This window comes from Sphingomonas sp. SUN039 (assembly GCF_024758725.1).
In the GTDB taxonomy this organism is placed as follows: Bacteria; Pseudomonadota; Alphaproteobacteria; order Sphingomonadales; family Sphingomonadaceae; genus Sphingomonas_O.
The window spans coordinates 2,506,274-2,524,385 of sequence record NZ_CP096972.1 but is presented as its reverse complement, the minus strand read 5'-3'; the positions used below and the strand labels follow the sequence as shown (position 1 = coordinate 2,524,385).

Annotated in this window: 19 protein-coding genes; 13 read left to right on the top strand and 6 right to left on the bottom strand. The window is 65.5% G+C overall.

Annotated elements, in window-relative coordinates:
• Position 1: 1 nt before the first annotated feature.
• Complete coding sequence (locus M0209_RS12290) at positions 2-937, bottom strand: alpha-E domain-containing protein (RefSeq protein ID WP_258888555.1); 936 nt, start codon at positions 935-937, stop codon at positions 2-4.
• Positions 937-2,385: a circularly permuted type 2 ATP-grasp protein gene (locus tag M0209_RS12285; RefSeq protein WP_258888554.1), complete on the bottom strand. Its 1,449-nt coding sequence runs from the start codon at positions 2,383-2,385 to the stop codon at positions 937-939. The genes M0209_RS12290 and M0209_RS12285 overlap by 1 nt, the downstream gene beginning before the upstream one ends.
• 126 nt (positions 2,386-2,511) lie before the next feature.
• Between M0209_RS12285 and gntA the strand changes: the two genes are divergently transcribed.
• The 3 genes from gntA (at position 2,512) to M0209_RS12270 (ending at position 5,888) form a co-directional block, all read left to right on the top strand.
• Complete coding sequence (gene gntA / locus M0209_RS12280) at positions 2,512-3,207, top strand: guanitoxin biosynthesis heme-dependent pre-guanitoxin N-hydroxylase GntA (RefSeq protein ID WP_408988235.1); 696 nt, start codon at positions 2,512-2,514, stop codon at positions 3,205-3,207.
• Positions 3,197-3,805, top strand: coding sequence for an urea carboxylase-associated family protein (locus tag M0209_RS12275; protein WP_258888552.1), 609 nt, complete (start codon positions 3,197-3,199; stop codon positions 3,803-3,805). The genes gntA and M0209_RS12275 overlap by 11 nt, the downstream gene beginning before the upstream one ends.
• Positions 3,806-3,878: 73 nt before the next feature.
• Positions 3,879-5,888, top strand: a complete 2,010-nt coding sequence (locus tag M0209_RS12270; RefSeq protein WP_258888551.1) for a GMC family oxidoreductase N-terminal domain-containing protein — start codon at positions 3,879-3,881, stop codon at positions 5,886-5,888.
• Positions 5,889-5,900: 12 nt separating this feature from the next.
• Here the strand turns inward: M0209_RS12270 and ctrA are convergent, their stop codons facing one another.
• Positions 5,901-6,602, bottom strand: coding sequence for a response regulator transcription factor CtrA (gene ctrA, locus M0209_RS12265; RefSeq protein WP_258888550.1), 702 nt, complete (start codon positions 6,600-6,602; stop codon positions 5,901-5,903).
• Between the two features lie 262 nt (positions 6,603-6,864).
• On the bottom strand, positions 6,865-7,758 hold the full coding sequence (locus M0209_RS12260) for a LysR family transcriptional regulator (protein ID WP_258888549.1): 894 nt from the start codon (positions 7,756-7,758) through the stop codon (positions 6,865-6,867).
• Positions 7,759-7,849: 91 nt separating this feature from the next.
• Between M0209_RS12260 and M0209_RS12255 the strand changes: the two genes are divergently transcribed.
• The 7 genes from M0209_RS12255 (at position 7,850) to M0209_RS12225 (ending at position 12,590) form a co-directional block, all read left to right on the top strand.
• Positions 7,850-8,569, top strand: coding sequence for a pirin family protein (locus M0209_RS12255; protein WP_258888548.1), 720 nt, complete (start codon positions 7,850-7,852; stop codon positions 8,567-8,569).
• 12 nt (positions 8,570-8,581) lie between these two features.
• Positions 8,582-9,160: an NAD(P)H:quinone oxidoreductase gene (gene wrbA, locus M0209_RS12250; RefSeq protein ID WP_258888547.1), complete on the top strand. Its 579-nt coding sequence runs from the start codon at positions 8,582-8,584 to the stop codon at positions 9,158-9,160.
• Between the two features lies 1 nt (position 9,161).
• Positions 9,162-9,950, top strand: coding sequence for a class III extradiol ring-cleavage dioxygenase (locus tag M0209_RS12245; RefSeq protein WP_258888546.1), 789 nt, complete (start codon positions 9,162-9,164; stop codon positions 9,948-9,950).
• 27 nt (positions 9,951-9,977) lie between these two features.
• Positions 9,978-10,631: an RluA family pseudouridine synthase gene (locus M0209_RS12240; protein ID WP_258888545.1), complete on the top strand. Its 654-nt coding sequence runs from the start codon at positions 9,978-9,980 to the stop codon at positions 10,629-10,631.
• Positions 10,624-11,034 (top strand): alternative ribosome rescue aminoacyl-tRNA hydrolase ArfB, encoded by a 411-nt coding sequence (gene arfB, locus M0209_RS12235; protein ID WP_258888544.1) that lies wholly within the window; start codon positions 10,624-10,626, stop codon positions 11,032-11,034. The genes M0209_RS12240 and arfB overlap by 8 nt, the downstream gene beginning before the upstream one ends.
• Positions 11,035-11,520, top strand: coding sequence for a GAF domain-containing protein (locus M0209_RS12230; protein ID WP_258888543.1), 486 nt, complete (start codon positions 11,035-11,037; stop codon positions 11,518-11,520).
• A gap of 119 nt (positions 11,521-11,639) precedes the next feature.
• Entirely contained in the window at positions 11,640-12,590 is a 951-nt protein-coding gene (locus M0209_RS12225) for an RcnB family protein (protein ID WP_258888542.1), read from the top strand.
• A gap of 92 nt (positions 12,591-12,682) precedes the next feature.
• Here M0209_RS12225 and M0209_RS12220 read toward each other — a convergent pair whose 3' ends face one another.
• Together M0209_RS12220 and M0209_RS12215 are read right to left on the bottom strand one after the other, a co-directional pair.
• Positions 12,683-13,978, bottom strand: a complete 1,296-nt coding sequence (locus M0209_RS12220) for a M28 family metallopeptidase (protein ID WP_258888541.1) — start codon at positions 13,976-13,978, stop codon at positions 12,683-12,685.
• Positions 13,979-14,215: 237 nt separating this feature from the next.
• On the bottom strand, positions 14,216-14,668 hold the full coding sequence (locus M0209_RS12215) for a universal stress protein (protein ID WP_258888540.1): 453 nt from the start codon (positions 14,666-14,668) through the stop codon (positions 14,216-14,218).
• A gap of 99 nt (positions 14,669-14,767) precedes the next feature.
• Here M0209_RS12215 and M0209_RS12210 point away from each other — a divergent pair, with 99 nt between their 5' ends.
• The 3 genes from M0209_RS12210 (at position 14,768) to lpdA (ending at position 18,011) form a co-directional block, all read left to right on the top strand.
• A complete protein-coding gene (locus M0209_RS12210; protein WP_258888539.1) occupies positions 14,768-16,093 on the top strand; it encodes a pyruvate dehydrogenase complex dihydrolipoamide acetyltransferase in 1,326 nt (441 codons plus the stop codon).
• Between the two features lie 117 nt (positions 16,094-16,210).
• Positions 16,211-16,624, top strand: a complete 414-nt coding sequence (locus M0209_RS12205; protein ID WP_258888538.1) for an endonuclease domain-containing protein — start codon at positions 16,211-16,213, stop codon at positions 16,622-16,624.
• Positions 16,617-18,011: a dihydrolipoyl dehydrogenase gene (lpdA, locus tag M0209_RS12200; RefSeq protein ID WP_258888537.1), complete on the top strand. Its 1,395-nt coding sequence runs from the start codon at positions 16,617-16,619 to the stop codon at positions 18,009-18,011. The genes M0209_RS12205 and lpdA overlap by 8 nt, the downstream gene beginning before the upstream one ends.
• Positions 18,012-18,112 lie beyond the last annotated feature (101 nt).

Sequence of the window (18,112 nt, the reverse complement as noted above, 5' to 3'; positions counted from 1 at the left end):
GTCACAAAAACCTGAACTGCTTCGAGATCGCCTGGTCGAGCGCGGCGTTCTCCTCGATGAACGTCTCGACGAACTGGTGCAGCCCGCCCTTGATCACCGCTTCGATCTTGGTTTCGCCGAGCCGTGCGTGACGCAGCCGCGCGAGGCGATCTGCCTCGCCCTGAAAGCCGGTCTGCTTGCCGAGCGCATTGAGGTGGAGCACGACTTCCTCGGCACTGGCGGCGAGCGAACGCGGCAGTTCGCGGCGCAGGATCAGCAATTCAGCCACCGATTTCGCCTCCAGCCCCTCGCGGTAGAGCCAGCGATAGGCATTCACCGCCGCGAGCGTTTGCAGGATCGTGGTCCATTGGTCGCGGTCGACCGCGCCGCCGACGCGTTCGCCCTCGGGCAGCAGGATATGGTATTTGACGTCGATCAGCCGCGCGGTGTTGTCGGCGCGCTCGATGGTCGCCCCCAGCCGGATCAGCCATGACGCCGGGTTGCGGAGCATCCGCCCTATGGCGCCCTCGAACCCGCGCGTCTCGTTCTGCGCCTGCTCCATCAGGGTCAGTGTCGCCTGGGTGTCGCCGGGCGAGGTGCGCCCGTTGAACAACAGCCACGCCCGGTTGATCGTCGCCCACGCATCGCGGCTGAGCGCGGTCCGCACGGCCTTTGCATTGCCGCGCGCCAGATCGAGACAGGAGACGACCGAGCCGCGATGGGCATTCGACAAGGTCAGGAAACGCGCGACGTTCTTGGGAGTCAGTTTCTCGCCGGTGGCCTTGAACGCGGCTTCGGCCTCGATCACCGCCAGCGCCGAAGCCCATGCCGCCTCGCCCGCCGGTCGCGAGGACAGCGCATCGAGGCGTACCGTCGCCTCGACGAGCCGCGCGGTGAATTCGGCGCGCTCGACATAGCGGCCCATCCAGTAGAGCGAGGCGGCGGTGCGCGAGAGCATTACACCGCGTCCCCCTCGTCCATCAGGACGAACGAGTCCTTCGTGCCCCCGCCCTGGCTCGAATTCACGACCAGCGATCCTTCGCGCAACGCCACGCGGGTCAGCCCGCCGGGAACGACCTTCACGCCATTCGTGCCCGACAGGACGAACGGGCGGAAGTCGACGTGGCGCGGCGCGACGCCGCTTTCGACGAGCGTGGGCACTGTCGACAGCGCCAAAGTCGGCTGCGCGATATAGCGGTGCGGCTCGGCGACCAGCGCGGCGCGGAAGTCCTCGATCTCCTTTTTCGATGCGGTCGGCCCGACCAGCATCCCGTATCCGCCCGACCCGTCGACCAGCTTCACGACCAGCTCGGCCAGATTGTCGAGGACATATTTCAGCGCCTGCGGTTCGCGGCAGCGCCAGGTCTCGACAATCGGCAGCATCGGCTCGCCGCCCGCGTAATATTTCACGATCTCGGGCATGTAGCTGTACACCGCCTTGTCATCGGCAATGCCGGTGCCGGGCGCGTTGACGATGGCGACCTTGCCCGCGCGATACGCCGCGATCAGGCCGGGGACGCCCAGCATCGAATCCGGACGGAACACCAGTGGATCGATATAATCGTCGTCGATGCGCCGATAGATGACATCGACCCGCACCCGGCCCGTGATCGTCCGCATCCAGACAATATCGTCATCGACTTCGAGATCGGCGGCCTCGACCAGTTCGATCCCGAGCGAGTCCGCCAGAAAGCTGTGCTCATAATAGGCCGAATTGAACCGTCCGGGCGTCAGGATGACACACACCGGGTCGCTGCCCGCGCCCGCCGGCGCAACCGAGCGCAGGGTCTGGAGCAGGCTGTCGCCATAGCTGTCGACGTGCTGGACGTTGTAGTTGCGGAACAGTTCCGGACACAGCCGGATCATCGCTTCGCGATTTTCGAGCATGTACGATACGCCCGACGGTGTGCGGGCATTATCCTCGAGCACGAAAAACTCGCCGGGGCCGGTGCGGACCAGATCGATACCGCAGATGTGCGACCAGATGCCGTGCGGCGGGCGGCTGCCGACGATCTCGCCGCGGAACTGCGGGTTGGCGAGAATCAGTTCGGGCGGAATGATCTGGGTTTTTTCGTTCAGGATGCGCCGCGCGCCGTAAATGTCGTCGAGGAAAGCATTCAGCGCCTCGACCCGCTGGACGATCCCCGCGCTGAGCTTGTCCCATTCGGAGCGCGTGAACATGCGCGGCACGATGTCGAACGGGATGATCCGTTCGGCCGACTCTTCGTCGCCATAGACCGCAAAGGTGATGCCGAGTTGGCGAAAGGTCGCCTCTGCCGATTTTTGCCGCCGGTCGAGTTCGGCGCGCGGCGTTTCGGACAGCCATTTGGCAAGGCCAGCGAATTCGGGGCGCGACGATTGCGCGCTGCCCGTGCCCCAGATTTCGTCGAACGGCTGCTGCTTCATTGAGCGACAGACTGCGCGGCTTTGCGGCGGTGCACAAGAGGGGGCGGACAGGGATTTTGCGGGGGAACAGACTCGCGCGTGTCGGCGTTCACCCTTCGATATCGTCCCACCGCCGAAACGACTGCAATGCACAACCAGCCCTTTACCCAAGCCCACCCCCTGATCGACAAGCTCAACCACTTCATCTCGAATCCGCAATTCCCCTGTGTCGGCGCGAAATCGGCGCTGGCGAAGCAGCAGATCAAGGCCGTGGTCGCGCGGTCGATCACCAGCGGGTGGAACGACCTGACCATCCATGCGGCGCTGATGAAATTCGCCGGCGATTACCGTCGCAACCGGCGGCTGTTCCAGTCGCTCGCGGTGATTTTCGAAGGCCCGCGCACGATCGATGAAGCCTGTTTCGAGGAGTCGATGTGGAAGCGTATCCAGTCGGTCAGCGACAAGGATGTCTGGCTCGGCCAGAAATACGACAGGAACGTCAGTCCGGACCCGGGCAACCCGCATTTCTCGCTCAGCTTCGGCGGCGAGGCGTTTTTCGTCGTCGGCCTGCATCCGCACGCCAGCCGCAAGGCGCGGCGGTTCGTTGCGCCGACGATGATCTTCAACCTGCACGACCAGTTCGAGCGGCTGCGCGCCGAGGGCCGGTACGAAAAATTGCGTGCATCGATTCTTGACAGGGATTTGAAACTGGCTGGATCGATCAACCCTATGCTGGCCCGACATGGCGAGCATTCGGAGGCTCGCCAATATTCGGGACGGGTGGTCGACAACGACTGGGGCTGTCCGTTCGCCTATCAGGGGAGACTGCGCGATGCTGCTTGAACGGATTAGGCCTGCAACCACCACGTCGCGTATCGAGCCGCGCTCGGGCGTCGCCTTCACGATGCGCGCGGGGCAGACGCTGACGGTGACCGATCCGCTGGGGCGGCAGGTTGCCGATCTGCTGGCATTCAACGCAAACGATGTGCGCGAGGCGATCTCGTCGGGCCGCACGCTCGATTATGCGTCGAAGCTTAATCTGACCACCGGCGACACGTTGTGGTCGAACCGGTCGACCCCGATGCTGGAGATCGTCGAGGACACCGTCGGACGGCATGATTTTCTGCTCACGCCGTGTTCGAAGGACACCTTCCGCATCATCTACGGCCACAAGGAGCCGCATCGCGGCTGTTTCGGCAATCTTGCTGCCGCGCTCGCGCCTTTTGGTGTCACCGAGGACATGATCCCGGTTGCGTTCAACTGTTTCATGAACGTGCCGATCAAACCAGACGGCAGTTTCGAGGTGCTGCCGCCGATCAGCGGACCCGGCGACTATATCCGCTTCGAGGCGAAAATGGACCTGATCGTCGGACTCACCGCCTGTTCGGCGCTGCAATCGAACGGGGGGAGTTTCAAGCCGATCGACTGGGCAATCGACTGAATTCCTTTCCGTAACTTGTCAAAGCGGGTCGATAACGAACAAAAGGGTCGCCTGTACTTCACGGGGGTGAACCATGTTGCAGTCGTTCAACGCGCTTCAGGCAAAATTTCTCGAAGCGATGACCGAAGCGTTGTTCCACGATGTGGAGATGGCGATCCCCGCGCGTCAGGTCGTCGATAACCTGCAATATCAATTCGGGCTGGTCACCGGCAGCAAGCCCGGCGAGATTGCCCTGATGATCAATGCGCTGTCGATCGTGCTGGGCGGGCCGTTGTTCCTGCTCCAGAGTCCGGCAGAGCGGGCAGAGGTTATGCGGAGCCGGTTGCAGGAGACTCGGATCGATTTCCTCCAGGACATCGCCCGCATCCGCAGCATCGTCTATTCGGGTTATTATGGCCATTGGCAGGGGCTGACCCAGCAGGACAATATTGCCAATCCGGTCCATGCCCAGATCGGTTTCACCCTTCCCGAATTCCGCGACCGCAGCGCGCCCGGCGAAGTGCCGATTACTTTCGTCCCCGGCCGCGACCTGACGCATGACGATTTGCTGGGGCAGGACGCGCTGCCGGACGAAGTCGATGTGATCGTGGTGGGTTCGGGCGCGGGCGGCGCGGTCGCCGCCGATGCGATGGCGGGGCATGGCCATGACACGCTGATCCTTGAAGCAGGGCCGCATTATCCCTCGTCGCGGATCAGTCACGAGGAACGGCGGATGACGTCGCGGCTGTTCGTCGATGGCGGCATCCAGTCGAGCGCCGACAACGACTTCATCGTGTTTCAGGCGCACTGTCTGGGCGGCGGGACGGTCATCAACAATGGCATTGCCCTGCGGATGGACGAACCGTTGCTTTCGCATCCCAAGGCCCCCGATGTCTTTGCCAAATGGCACGAGATCGGCGCGCCGGTCGACAAGGCGGCCTTCGATGCGTCCTACGCCGCCGTCGAAGCGCGGTTGCAGGTCGAGCGCATCGATCCGATCAGCGGGCGCAACAATGGCACGCACTTGATCGACGGCTGGAAAGCCTATGCGGCGTCGACCGGCGATCCCGACGATCTTGCGGCGCCGACCGCGTGGTTCACCAAGAACTACGGCCCGAAGTCTGCCGGTGCGGAATGCGCCTATTGCGGCTATTGCAACACCGGCTGCCCCTATGGCCGCAAGCACGGCATGGCGCAGTCCTATCTGATCGACGCGCACCGCAAGGGTGCGCGGATCGCTGCCGAGGTGCGCGTCACGCATCTCGTCTGGCGCGACGAAGAGGCAGGCGGCAAGCAAGTCGCCGACGGGGTGCAGGTGATGCTGGCCGACGGACGGTCGCGGTTCGTGCGCGCCCGCAAGGGGGTGGTGATTGCGGCGGGAACGATGGCGTCGAGCCGCATTCTCGACGCGAGCGGGATCGAGGGCACCGGCGAGGGGATTTCGCTTAACATCGCGTCGCCGGTGCCCGCGCTCATGCCCGAGGACCGGCCGATGCGCGCGTGGGACGAGGACCAGATGGCGACCTATGTCGACCGCGGCGATTTCCTGATCGAATCGCATTTCCAGCCGCCGATGAGCATGTCGAGCCTGATGCCCGGCTGGTTCGGCGAACATGCACGGCGGATGCAGAATTACTCGCGGATTGCCTCGGCGGGGATATTGTTCCCGGCGGACCGGCGCGGGCGTCTGGTCGGGGGCAAGCTGAGTTTCAAGCTTCAGGCAGATATCGATTTACCGCTCGTCCGCCGCGCGCTGGCCGCATTGGTGCGCGTGCATTTCGCGGCAGGGGCGATCGAGGTCTATCCGGCGGTGCTGCGCGGCATCACGATCCGGCCCGGCGACGATGTGGAGGCGATGCTGGAAGACGCGATCCGCGAGGCGGACGATATCACCTTGTCGAGTTCGCACCCGCATGGCGGCAATGCGATGAATGTGGATCCCGCCAACGGCGTCGTCGATTTGGACTGCCGCGTACACGGCACGACCAATGTGCTGGTCACCGACGCCAGCGTCCTGCCCAGCTGCATCCGCGTCAACGCGCAGCTGACGACAATGGCAATGGCGCATTATGCGACGGCGCGAAGCGACCCGTTCGGTACTTGATACTAAGCCGGATCAGGCAACCGCCGCCAGCGTCACCTCATCTGCGTCGCGTAGCACATAGCCACGGCCCCAGACGGTTTCGATGTAATTGTCGCCGCCGCAGGCAAGGCTCAGCTTCTTGCGGAGCTTGCAGATGAACACGTCGATGATCTTGAGTTCGGGCTCGTCCATCCCGCCATACAGGTGGTTGAGGAACATTTCCTTGGTAAGCGTGGTGCCCTTGCGCAGCGACAGCAGCTCGAGCATCGCATATTCCTTGCCCGTCAGGTGGACGCGGGCCCCGTCGACTTCGACGGTCTTGGCATCGAGATTGACCGCGAGCTTGCCGGTGCGGATGACCGACTGGCTGTGCCCCTTCGAGCGGCGAACGACCGCATGGATGCGGGCGACGAGTTCGTCGCGGTGGAAAGGCTTGGTGACATAATCGTCGGCACCGAAGCCGAAAGAGCGCACCTTAGAATCCATTTCCGAAATGCCCGACAGGATCAGCACCGGCGTCTGCACCTTGGCGACGCGCAGTTTCTTGAGCACGTCATAGCCGTGCATGTCGGGCAGGTTGAGGTCGAGGCAGATGATGTCGTAATCATACAGCTTGCCGAGATCCAAACCCTCTTCGCCCAGGTCCGTCGTATAGACGTTGAACCCTTCCGAAGAGAGCATCAGCTCGATGGCCTTGGCCGTGGTCGGCTCATCCTCGATCAGCAAAACGCGCATGCGACGCCCCTTTATCCTGCATTCCCCCGTGCAACGCCGGTGCGGCGCGACACGACTTCATTAACCAAATACCGAATGAAGGGAAAAGGTTAATTTTGGATTAAGTGGCGGAAATGCACGAGTCGCGCGCAGTGCGGGCACGGCGCATGCTGCGCCGCCCTCGCACAAGCGCGGCCGGCGACGCGCAGCGATCGACCGACGGCGCGGCCCTTCGACTGCCTGCAAGGCAGGCACTCAGGACATGCTTTGCCGCGACGCTCTCCTACTTTCCCAAAGCGTTTGTAAGAAACCCCAACAAAACCTCCACCCGCCGCGGTCGCAGCCGCCCTGGCGGCGTCACCAGATGCAATCCGATCGGCGGCAGCGCCCATTCCTTCAGCACTTCGACCAGCCGCCCGTCGGCCAGCCGCGACGCCACGATGAAATCGGGCGCGACCGCGATCCCCAGCCCCGCCTCGAGCGCGTCGAGCATCACATCGCCGTTGTTGGCGCGCAGCCGTCCCTGTGTCTTCAGCACCGTCTCGCGTCCGTCGTTATGGGTGAGCACGAGTTGTGCAGAGGTCGGCGACATGGTGTAGCCGAACAGCGCGTCTGCGGGCACGTCGCCGGGATGTTGCGGACTGCCGTGCGCCGCGACCCAGCTCGGGCTGGCAACAATGGGGCGGCGGACATCGCGCAACTTGCGCGCGATCAGGCTGGAGTCCGCAAGCGCGCCGATGCGGAGCGCGGCGTCATAACCGTCGCCGACGAGGTCGACGCGGGAGTCGCTGAGGTTCAGCTCGACCGAGATCGCGGGATGTTCGGCCATGAACTGCGCAACCACCGGGCCAACCTCGGCGAGGCCGAAACTCATCGGCACCGCGAGGCGTACGAGGCCCGAGGGCAGTCCCGCTTCCTCGCGCGCGCATTCCTCCGCCTCGACCGCGCTCGCCAGTATGTCGTGCGCGCGGGCGACCAGCGCGGCGCCGCTGTCGGTCAAGGTCAGGCGCCGCGAGGTACGGTGGAACAGCGCGATGCCCAAGCGGGTTTCCAGCCGGGTGATCGCTTTCGACACCGTCCCCTTCGACAGGCCGAGCGCTACCGCCGCGCCGCTGAACGAGCGCTGCTCGGCGACCGTCGCGAACACCGCCCATCCTTCGAAATCTGGAAGTGCCATTTTTGGAAACCGTGCCTTTCCGATGTTTCCATTTACGTGACATTCATGCCGCCTATATCGAGCGGCATCAACCCCCGACGGGAGACCCGTAATGACTATCCTGACTGCCGATACCGCGACCCTCGAGGTCCGCCCCTTTGCCGGACTCGGCCATGCCGACCATGGCTGGCTCGACGCGCGGCACCATTTCTCGTTCGGCGACTATCGCGATCCCGACCGTATGGGCTGGGGCAGCATCCGGGTGTGGAACGACGATGTCATTGCGCCCAAGTCCGGCTTCCCGCCGCACCCGCACCGCGACATGGAAATCATCACCTATGTCCGCACCGGCGCGATCACGCATGAGGACTCGATGGGCAACAAGGGCCGCACGGGCGCAGGCGATGTGCAGGTGATGAGCGCCGCTTCGGGCGTCCGCCATGCCGAATATAATGTCGAGGACGTGCCCACGACCTTGTTCCAAATCTGGATCGAGCCGACCTCGCGCGGCGGCGAGCCGTCCTGGGGTGCGAAGCCCTTCCCGAAAGGCGACCGCTCGGGCCGCTGGTCGGTGTTGGCGAGCGGCTTCGGCGATGCCGACGCCCTGCCGATCCGCACCGACGCCCGCGTGATGGGCGCGACGCTCGGCGCGGGCGAACGCCTGACCCACGAGGTTGGCAACGGCCGCCATGCCTATCTCGTCCCCGCAACAGGCCGCATCGCGGTCAACGGCGTCGACGCCGACGCCCGCGACGGCATTGCGCTGGGTGCAGGCACTTACACGATCGCCGCGCGCGAGGACGCCGAACTCGTCCTCGTCGATGCTGCTTAAAGGAGACTCAATATGGCGAAGGTTCTTGTCCTTTATTACTCCACCTACGGTCACATCGCTCAAATGGCCGACGCGATTGCCGAGGGTGCGCGCGGCGCAGGGGCGAGCGTGGACGTGAAACGCGTGCCCGACATCGAAGGCGTGCAGGTCGCGCGTCCCGACGATGTACAGGCAACAGTGGCCGAACTCGCGGGCTATGACGCGATCGTTGTCGGCACCGGTACCCGCTTCGGGCGGATGTCGGGACCGATGGCGAGCTTCCTCGATCAGGCAGGCGGGCTGTGGGCGACCGGTGCGCTCAACGGCAAGGTCGGCGGGGCGTTCACCTCGACCGCGACGCAGCACGGCGGGCAGGAAACGACCTTGTTCTCGATCATCACCAACCTGTTGCACTTCGGCCTGACCATCGTCGGTCTCGACTACGGGCATCAGGCGCAGATGGGCCATGACGAGGTCGTCGGCGGCGCGCCCTATGGTGCGACGACCATCGCGGGCGGTCGCGGCGAGCGCCAGCCGAGCGAAGCCGATCTCGCCGGCGCGCGCTATCAGGGGCGGCGCGTGGCGGAAGTCGCGGGGAAGCTGTTCGGCTGAGGTGGCACGCCCGCCCGCCCTGTTCGTTTCGCACGGCTCGCCGATGATGGCGATCGAACCCAGTCCGGCGCGGGATTTCCTCGCCGGACTGGGGGCGGAACTGGTGCGTCCGCGCGCCATCCTGATGCTGTCTGCGCATTTCGACATGCGGGTGCTGACGGTCACCGGCAGCGCGCAACCACCGACGATCCATGATTTCGGCGGATTTCCCGACATCCTCTACCGGCAACAATATCCCGCCCCCGGCGCGCCCGCTCTGGCACAGGAAATCGCCACCCTGCTTGCCGGGGCAGGTCATGACGTGCAGGTCGATCCGGATCGCGGCCTGGATCACGGCGCATGGGTGCCGCTCATGCTGCTGTATCCCGGGGCCGACATTCCGGTCGTCCAGCTTTCTATCGACAGCCGTGAAAGCGCGGCTTGGCACGTCGCGCTCGGCAATGCGCTGGCTCCGCTCCGCGACAGCGGTGTCCTGATCGTGGGTTCGGGCAGTATGACGCACAATCTGCGCGCTTTCTTCACCGAGCAACCCGCCATCGACGCGCAGCCGCCCGAGTGGGTGACCGGCTTTGCGGACTGGATCGATGCGCGGCTGATGGAGGGTGACGCGGCGGCCGTTACCGACCTTATGGCACGCGCGCCTTTCGCCGCGCGCAACCACCCGACCCCCGACCACATCCTGCCGTTGCACGTCGCGATGGGGGCGGGCGGCGTGCCGTTGCATGCCCGCCGCCTGCACCGCAGCACGACCTATGGCGTACTGGCGATGGACGCCTATGCGTTCGACTAATCGGTCCGGCGGTGGCATGGGTCCGCCATGCTGCTCGCCGACCGTGTCCTGTTCATCGATGCCGAGGCGATGGTTCTCGACAAGCCCGCCGGGTTGCCGGTCGACCGTCCGCGCGACGGGTCGCTCAGTCTGGAGAACCATATCGATGCGCTTCGCTTCGGGTTCGAGCGTCTGCCGCAGGCCGTCCACCGGCTCGACCGCGACACCTCAGGCTGCCTGCTGCTCGCGCGCAACCCGCGCATCCACAAGAAATTTCAACAGGCGTTCGAACGCGGCGAGGTGACCAAGACCTATCTCGCGGTGCTCGACGGCATCCCCAAGGAAGCCGACGGTCGGATCGACTTGCCGCTCAACAAGGTCAGCACCGCGAAGGACGGCTGGCGGATGATCGTCGAGAAACGCGGCAAGCCGTCGGTGACGAATTGGGAAGTGGCCGGTTTTGCGAACGGGCGCGCACTAGTGCGCTTTACGCCCGAAACGGGGCGGACGCACCAGCTGCGCGTCCATGCCGCAAGCGGGATCGGCGTGCCGATCCTCGGCGATCCGGTGTACGGCAACGGCGGCACCCCGATGCTGCTCCACGCCTACAGTCTGTCGGTCCCGCGCGAAAACCATCCGGCAGTGGCGGCGACCGCGCCATTGCCGCAGAGCTTTATCGATTTGGGTTTCAGCTATGGCTGACGCCCCGCCGCAGCTGCCCGAAGACGCGCTGGAGGAAGTGTTCCTCGCCGGAACCGGGCCGGGCGGGCAGAATGTCAACAAGGTCGCGACCGCCGTGCAGATGCGCCTCGACGTGTTCGCGCTGCGCCTGTTGCCGGCGGTCTATGCGCGGCTGAAGGCGCTGGCGGGCAGTCGGTGGACCAACGACGGCGAAATCGTGATCATGGCGCGCAGTCACCGCACCCGCGAGGCGAACCGCGCCGATGCGCGCGAGCGGCTGGCGGCGCTGGTCGCCAAGGCGCACATCGCGCCGCAGCGGCGGATCAAGACGCGGCCCTCGAAATCGGCAAAGGAAAAGAGGATGGTCGGGAAAGCCGTGCGCGGCGAAGTGAAGCGCGGACGCGGAAAAGTGAGCCTCGACTAGATGTACGACTTGAAAACCACCGCGACCGACAAACCCGCGCTCTACCGCGACCTGCTGTCCGCTGCCGATGCGCTAACCGCAGGGGAACCGGATGCCGTCGCCAACATGGCCAACGTCGCGGCGCTGCTGTTCGACTGGCTGCCGGGACTCAACTGGGCAGGGTTCTACCGCAGCATCGGCAGCGAACTCGTGCTGGGGCCGTTCCAGGGCAAGGCGGCGTGCATCCGTATTCCCTTCGGACAGGGGGTGTGCGGCGCGGCGGCGGCGCGCGCGACGAGCCAGCTGGTCGCGGATGTCCATGCCTTTCCCGGCCATATCGCCTGCGATGCGGCCAGCCGGTCCGAACTGGTTGTGCCCGTGATCGCGGGCGGCGCGGTGATCGCGGTGATCGACCTCGACAGCCCCGATCTGGCGCGGTTCGACGGCGAGGATCGCGACGGGATCGAAGCGCTCGCGACGCTGCTGGCACTGCGCATCTGCCCCTGAACGGGACAGGTCGGCGCACGGTCGCCGCCTTTCAAAAACGACCCTGGAATGCTAAACATGCCATTAAGCAAATGGCGGAAATGCCCGCGTTTTGTGCGAATTGTTACGGAGCATTTACCATGGCAAGGCTTGCAATTGCTGGCGTTATCGGCGCGCTGACCCTGATCCCGACGGTCGCGATGGCACAAATGGACTCGCGAGTCGGCGCGCCGCCGATGCCTGCGATGCCGCCGATGGCCGCGCCGATGCCGCATGGCCCGGGCGCGATGCCGCAGATGCCGCCGATGGCGCGCCCCGCGATGCCCCCGATGGGCCAGCCGCAAATGCCGCCGATGGGACGCCCCGGCCCGATGCCCGGTCCGGGCGGCGACCGCTGGGGCGCGGTTCCCGGCGGCTGGGGCGCGTATCGGGCGCCTGCCTATGGCTATACGCTGCCGCCCTACTGGACGGCGCCGACCTATTATATTTCGGATTACGGCGCATTCGGTCTGCCAGCCCCCGCCTGGGGCTTCGGCTGGTCGCGGTATTACGACGATATGGTGCTGACCGACCGCTGGGGCCGGGTCTATGACTGGCGCGACGGGCGAGACATGCGCGGCGACGACCGGGGCGATTATCGCCCGCGCAAGCGCGACAAGAGCGGCATCGTCGGCGCGGTCATCGGTGGCGCGGTCGGCGCGCTGACCGGCAATTTGATCGCGGGCGCGGGCAGCCGTCTGGCGGGCTCGCTGATCGGCGGCGGCCTCGGCGCGCTCGCGGGTCAGGCGATCGACAGCGGCAAGATCGGCGGACGTGACGGCTATGACGACGGTCGTTACGGGCGCGGCGGCCATTATGGCGGCGGCTACCGGATGCAGGGCCCGCATTGGTCGATGGGCGAGAGCGGCGGCGGCTATTATGGCGGCTGCGGTTGCGGCCAGACGGTGACGACGACCACCACCACGACCTATGCAATGCCGGTGGTGACCCGTCGGGTCAGCTATGTCACCGAATATGTCCGTGTGCCGGTGAAGCAGCGCGTCCGTTATGCGCCGGTGCGGACCAAGGAACGCTATCTCGGCGGGAGTTGAGTTGAGCAAGGGACTGTCCCCGCTTGGGGACTGTCCCTCCTCACCTTGGCAGGGGACAGTCCCCAAGTGGGGACAGTCCCCTAGTTGTACATCTACCGCGCCGCTGCCAGCCCGCCGAACGTCACCAGACTCTCCGCACCGTCCTTCGACAGCGCCGACACACCGACGAAATGGTCGTCGACGATCAGGCCTTTCAGCACTTCGCTCGCCGCCGTCGCGGGCACGTCGCGCGAGAATTCCCAGTTCGGCCGGTCGGCGCGCCGCCAGCGCAGGCGATAACCCGCCGCACCCGCCACGGCGGTCCATTTGACGGTGGTGTCGGTCGACACCGCGCCCTCCAGCACGACCGACGCAGGCGCGCCCGGCGCGGCGGCAAGCTGGCGCAGAACCGCGACGTTCAGCGCGGTCACTTTCGCCAGATAAGGGAAGTCCATCCGGTCGGCGGTGTCGCCATAGACGCGCCCGCCTTCCGTTCGCAGGTTCTGGTGCTGGGCATCGTAATTCTCGACACCGACGCTGAAGCGCACCGCGGGATATCCCGCCTCGAGCAGCGCCGTGTGGTCGCCGCCGCGTCCGAAGCGGTCGGGACGGCGGATGAGGAACGCCGCCAGTCCGCCCTTTGCGCCTGCCGCGACATCGCCGACCCGCTTCGCCAGCGCGCGCGACGAACTGTCGTCCTCGCCGCCCGAGGCGCGGCGCAGCTTTGCGGCGGCAAGATCTTCCGACGCCCGCGCACCCTCGCTGAACACGCGCACCCGGTCGGCGACAATGCGCCCGTCCTGCCCGCGCGTGTTCCCGACGATGTCGTTGTTGAGCATCGCCGCGACCTGCCAGCCGCGCGCCTTGGCGGTGTCGGCCAGCAATTTGCCGCCCCACAACCCCTGTTCCTCGCCAGACAGCGCCGCATAGACGATGGTCGCGCTATGGCGCTCCTTCGACAGGATTCGCGCCGCTTCCATCACCAGCGCGACGCCCGAGGCATCGTCGTTCGCGCCGGGCGCGTCGCCGGTCGCATCCATCGGGTCCGAATTGCGGCTGTCGATGTGCCCTGCGACAATGACGATATGGTTCGGGTCGCCGGTCCCGCGCTGGATGGCGAGCACATCCTCGACAATGACGCCGTTCGGGGCGCGCGGCCCCTCGAACCGGGCGCTCGGGCGGTCGACCGCGATGCACCCGCCGCACGCCGCCGACAGTTTCGCGAACTCGCCCGCCGCCCAGTTCCGCGCTGCGCCGATGCCTCGCTTCGGGTCGGTCGTGGAGGAGGCGGTATGGCGCGTGCCGAACGCGGCGAGCGTATCGACGGTGGCGCGCAGCTTGGCAGGGTCAGGGGCAGGCGCAGCGGCGATCAGGGCGAGGGCGGGGAGTGGGACGAGAAGTGCTTTCATCTGAACACTAAGACCTTCTTCCAAACCAAAGTCGAGTGTGGGGTCGGCGTAAGAAGGTGTTTAACGCGAAGGCGCGAAGACGACGGGAAGGCGCGAAGGGTTCGGGCTTGCCTCGGCCTTCCGCGCTAGCGGCACCAAAAACCTGGAACGGGCGGCATGAGGTCTGCTCCGCTGACGCGGGCAGGTCGAATGAAGAGCGCTCCCTTTGCGCCTTCGCGCCTCCTTCGCGTTCAAACCTCAACTCAACCGGTCGAGCGCTTCCGTGTCCAGCCCGCCTGGTACGATCATCACGGGGCACGGCAGCTGCCCCGCTTCGCCCGCAAAATGCGATACCAAAGGCCCCGGCGCGCCGCTCGCCGCCGCGCCCAGCACCAGCGCCGCGACATTGGGATTATCGGCAATCGCCTTGCGGATCAGCGGCACCGGCTCGCCCGTCTCGACCAGGATCGAGGGGTGGATGCCCTGTTCCTCGCTCAGCATGCCCGCCGCGCCCGCGACCAGCGCCTCGGCGTGCTGCCGCGCTTCCTCCTCCATGGTCGCCTGAACGCCGCTCAGCCCCACGAACTCGACCGGCGGGATCAGCGCCAGGATCTGCACCGTCCCCCCGGTCTTGGCCGCGCGCCGCGCCGCAAAGCGCAGCGCCGCCTCGGCTTCGGGCGTTTCGTCGATGACGACGAGATAGGTCCGCATTGAAATCTCCCCTGCGATATAAGCTGCACACAGCACGGGCTTGACCGCAAGCCCCCCCTTGGCGAAGGGGGATTGACGCTACGGCCATAAGGAAGAGCGATGCCGATCGAGCTGAAGATGCCTGCCCTGTCCCCGACGATGGAAGAGGGGACGCTTGCGAAATGGCTCGTGAAGGTTGGCGATACCGTCAAGTCCGGCGACGTGATGGCCGAAATCGAAACCGACAAGGCGACGATGGAATTCGAAGCGGTCGACGAGGGGGTGATTGCGTCGATCACCGTCGCGGAAGGGACCGAGGGGGTGAAGGTCGGCACCGTCATTGCGACGATTGCGGCGGACGGCGAAGAGGCCCAACCCTCTCCACCCCGTGGAGAGGGCGGGGAGGCGCAGCCGAGCCGGGAGAGGCCCGAACCGGCGGCAGTGGCTGCGGCGCCGGTCGCGGCAGCGCCCATGCCCGCACCTGAATCCTCTCCCGATGCTGGCGCATCGCCCTCTCCGCAAAGCGAAGAGGGTAGGATTCTCATCTCCCCGCTCGCCAAACGGCTGGCCGAGGAAAAAGGTATCGACCTGTCGACGCTCAAGGGCACCGGCCCCAATGGGCGAATCGTGAAGGCGGACGTAGAGGGCGCAACGCCCGGAGCCGCGAAGGCCGCGCCTGTCGCTGCCGCTCCGGCACCTGCCGCGACACCTGCACCCGCGGCCCCTGCGCCCGCTGCCGCGCCGTTCGCCTCCGACATCCCGCACGAGGCGGTCAAGCTCACCAATATCCGCAAGGTCATTGCGCGCCGCCTGACCGAATCGAAGCAGCAGGTGCCGCACATCTATCTGACCGTCGACGTGCGGCTCGATGCGTTGCTCAAACTGCGCGGGGAGCTCAATGCGGCGCTTGCGGGCCAGAATGTGAAGCTCAGCGTCAACGACCTGCTGATCAAGGCGTTGGCGAAATCGCTGGTCGCAGTGCCGAGCTGCAACGTCAGTTTCACGCCCACCGACCTCATCAAGTTCAGCCGCGCCGACATCAGTGTCGCGGTATCGACGCCGACCGGCCTCATCACCCCGATCATCGTCGATGCAGGCAGCAAATCGGTGTCCGCGATCTCGACCGAAATGGCGGCGCTCGCGGTCAAGGCGAAGGACGGCAAGCTGCAACCGCACGAATTCCAGGGCGGCACCGCGTCGCTCTCGAACATGGGCATGATGGGCATCAAGCAGTTCGAAGCCGTCATCAACCCGCCGCAGGGCATGATCATGGCGATCGGCGCGGGCGAACAGCGCCCCTATGTGGTCGACGGCGCGCTCGCCATCGCGACCGTGATGAGCGCCACCGGCAGCTTCGACCACCGCGCCATCGACGGCGCGGATGGCGCGCAGTTGATGAAGGCGTTCAAGGAACTGGTGGAGAGCCCGCTGGGGTTGGTGGCGTAAGTGGCGACGGGGGCGCACTCTAGCCCCTCCCCCCCTGCGGGGGAGGGGTTGGGGAGAGGGGGTGGCGGCGATAGCCGCCCAAAGACTCTGGCCGAGGCCCAAACACGGCACGCGCTTATGCGGGAGCGCGCCAATTACATGCGCTCAAACCCGACGGACGCAGAGATTCGCCTGTGGTCGATCCTTCGAGCCAAGCGGCTGGAGGCGCTCAAATGGCGGCATCAAGTCGTATTTGACGACCTCTACATCGCCGACTTCGTATGCTTCGAGCATCGCTTGATCGTCGAGGCCGATGGCGGCCAACATGCCGACGGCAAGCACGATGCGATGCGGAATGCCTGGTTTAGACGGCAAGGCTTCCAGATTTTGCACTTCTGGAACAACGACATTCTGACCAATACAGAAGGCGTCGCCACAGCAATTCTTCACGCCGTTGAGTCTTTGTGCGCCGCAGACGCGGCGCGTCCCCTCTCCCCAACCCCTCCCCCGCAAGGGGGGAGGGGCTTTGAAGGTGCTCTCGACCATGCCTGACCAATACGACCTCATCGTCCTCGGCTCCGGACCCGGCGGCTATGTCGCGGCGATCCGCGCGGCGCAGCTCGGGCTCAAGACTGCCATCGTCGAGCGCGAGAATCTCGGCGGCATCTGTCTCAACTGGGGGTGCATCCCGACCAAGGCGCTGCTGCGGTCGGCGGAAATCTATCACTATATGCAGCACGCCAAGGACTATGGCCTTGCCGCATCGGGGATCAGCGCCGACATCGAGGCTGTGGTGAAGCGGTCGCGCGGGGTCGCGAGGCAGCTCAATCAGGGCGTCACGCACCTGATGAAGAAGAACAAGATCACGGTGCACATGGGCGACGGCAAGCTGACCGCCGCGAATGCGATTTCCGTCACCAAAGACGGCACGACGACCGAACTGACCGCCAAGAACATCATTATCGCGACCGGTGCCCGCGCCCGCGACCTGCCCTTCGCGCCTGCCGACGGCAAGCGCATCTGGACCTATCGCCACGCGATGGTCCCGCCCGAAATGCCGACGAAACTGCTCGTCATCGGGTCGGGCGCGATCGGGATCGAGTTCGCCAGCTTCTACAACGACATGGGCGCGAAGGTGACCGTCGTCGAAATGCTCGACCGCATCGTGCCGGTCGAGGACGCGGACGTCTCGACGTTCCTGCACAAGGCGCTGGCGAAACAGGGCATGGACATCCGCCCGTCGACCGGCGTGCAGAAAATCACCGATACCGGCAGCGGCATTTCGGCAGAGATCAAGGCGAAGGACGGCAATGTCACCACCGAGGATTTCAGCCATGTCATCGTCGCGGTCGGCATCGTGCCGAACACCGAGAACATCGGGCTGGAAGCGCTCGGCATCGCGACCGACCGCGGCCATATCGTCACCAATGCGATGTGCCAGACCAGCGTTGCGGGCGTCTGGGCTATCGGCGACGTGACCCAGCCGCCGTGGCTGGCGCACAAGGCTTCGCACGAAGGCACGATTGCGGCAGAAGCGATTGCAGGCGGCCATCCGCATGCGATGGACCCGAAGAACATCCCCGGCTGCACCTATTGCCACCCGCAGGTCGCGAGCGTCGGCCTGACCGAGGCCAAGGCCAAGGAAGCGGGCCACGCGGTCAAGGTCGGCAATTTCCCCTTCATCGGCAACGGGAAGGCGATTGCGCTGGGCGAAGCGGAAGGGTTCATCAAGACGGTGTTCGACGCGAAGACCGGCGAACTGCTCGGCGCGCATATGGTGGGGGCCGAGGTTACCGAACTGATCCAGGGTTATACCGTCGGCAAGACGGCGGAGCTGGTCGAGGCGGATTTCATGCACACCGTCTTCCCGCATCCGACGTTGTCGGAAATGATGCACGAGAGTGTGCTGGGCGCATACGGTCGGGCGTTGCACTTTTAACTCCTCCCCAGCGCAGCGCAGGGGAGGTGCCCGCAGGGCGGAGGGGCCGCCGCGTTCAGCGGCGGACGGTCTCACCAAACGAAACGGCGTCCCGACGGAAA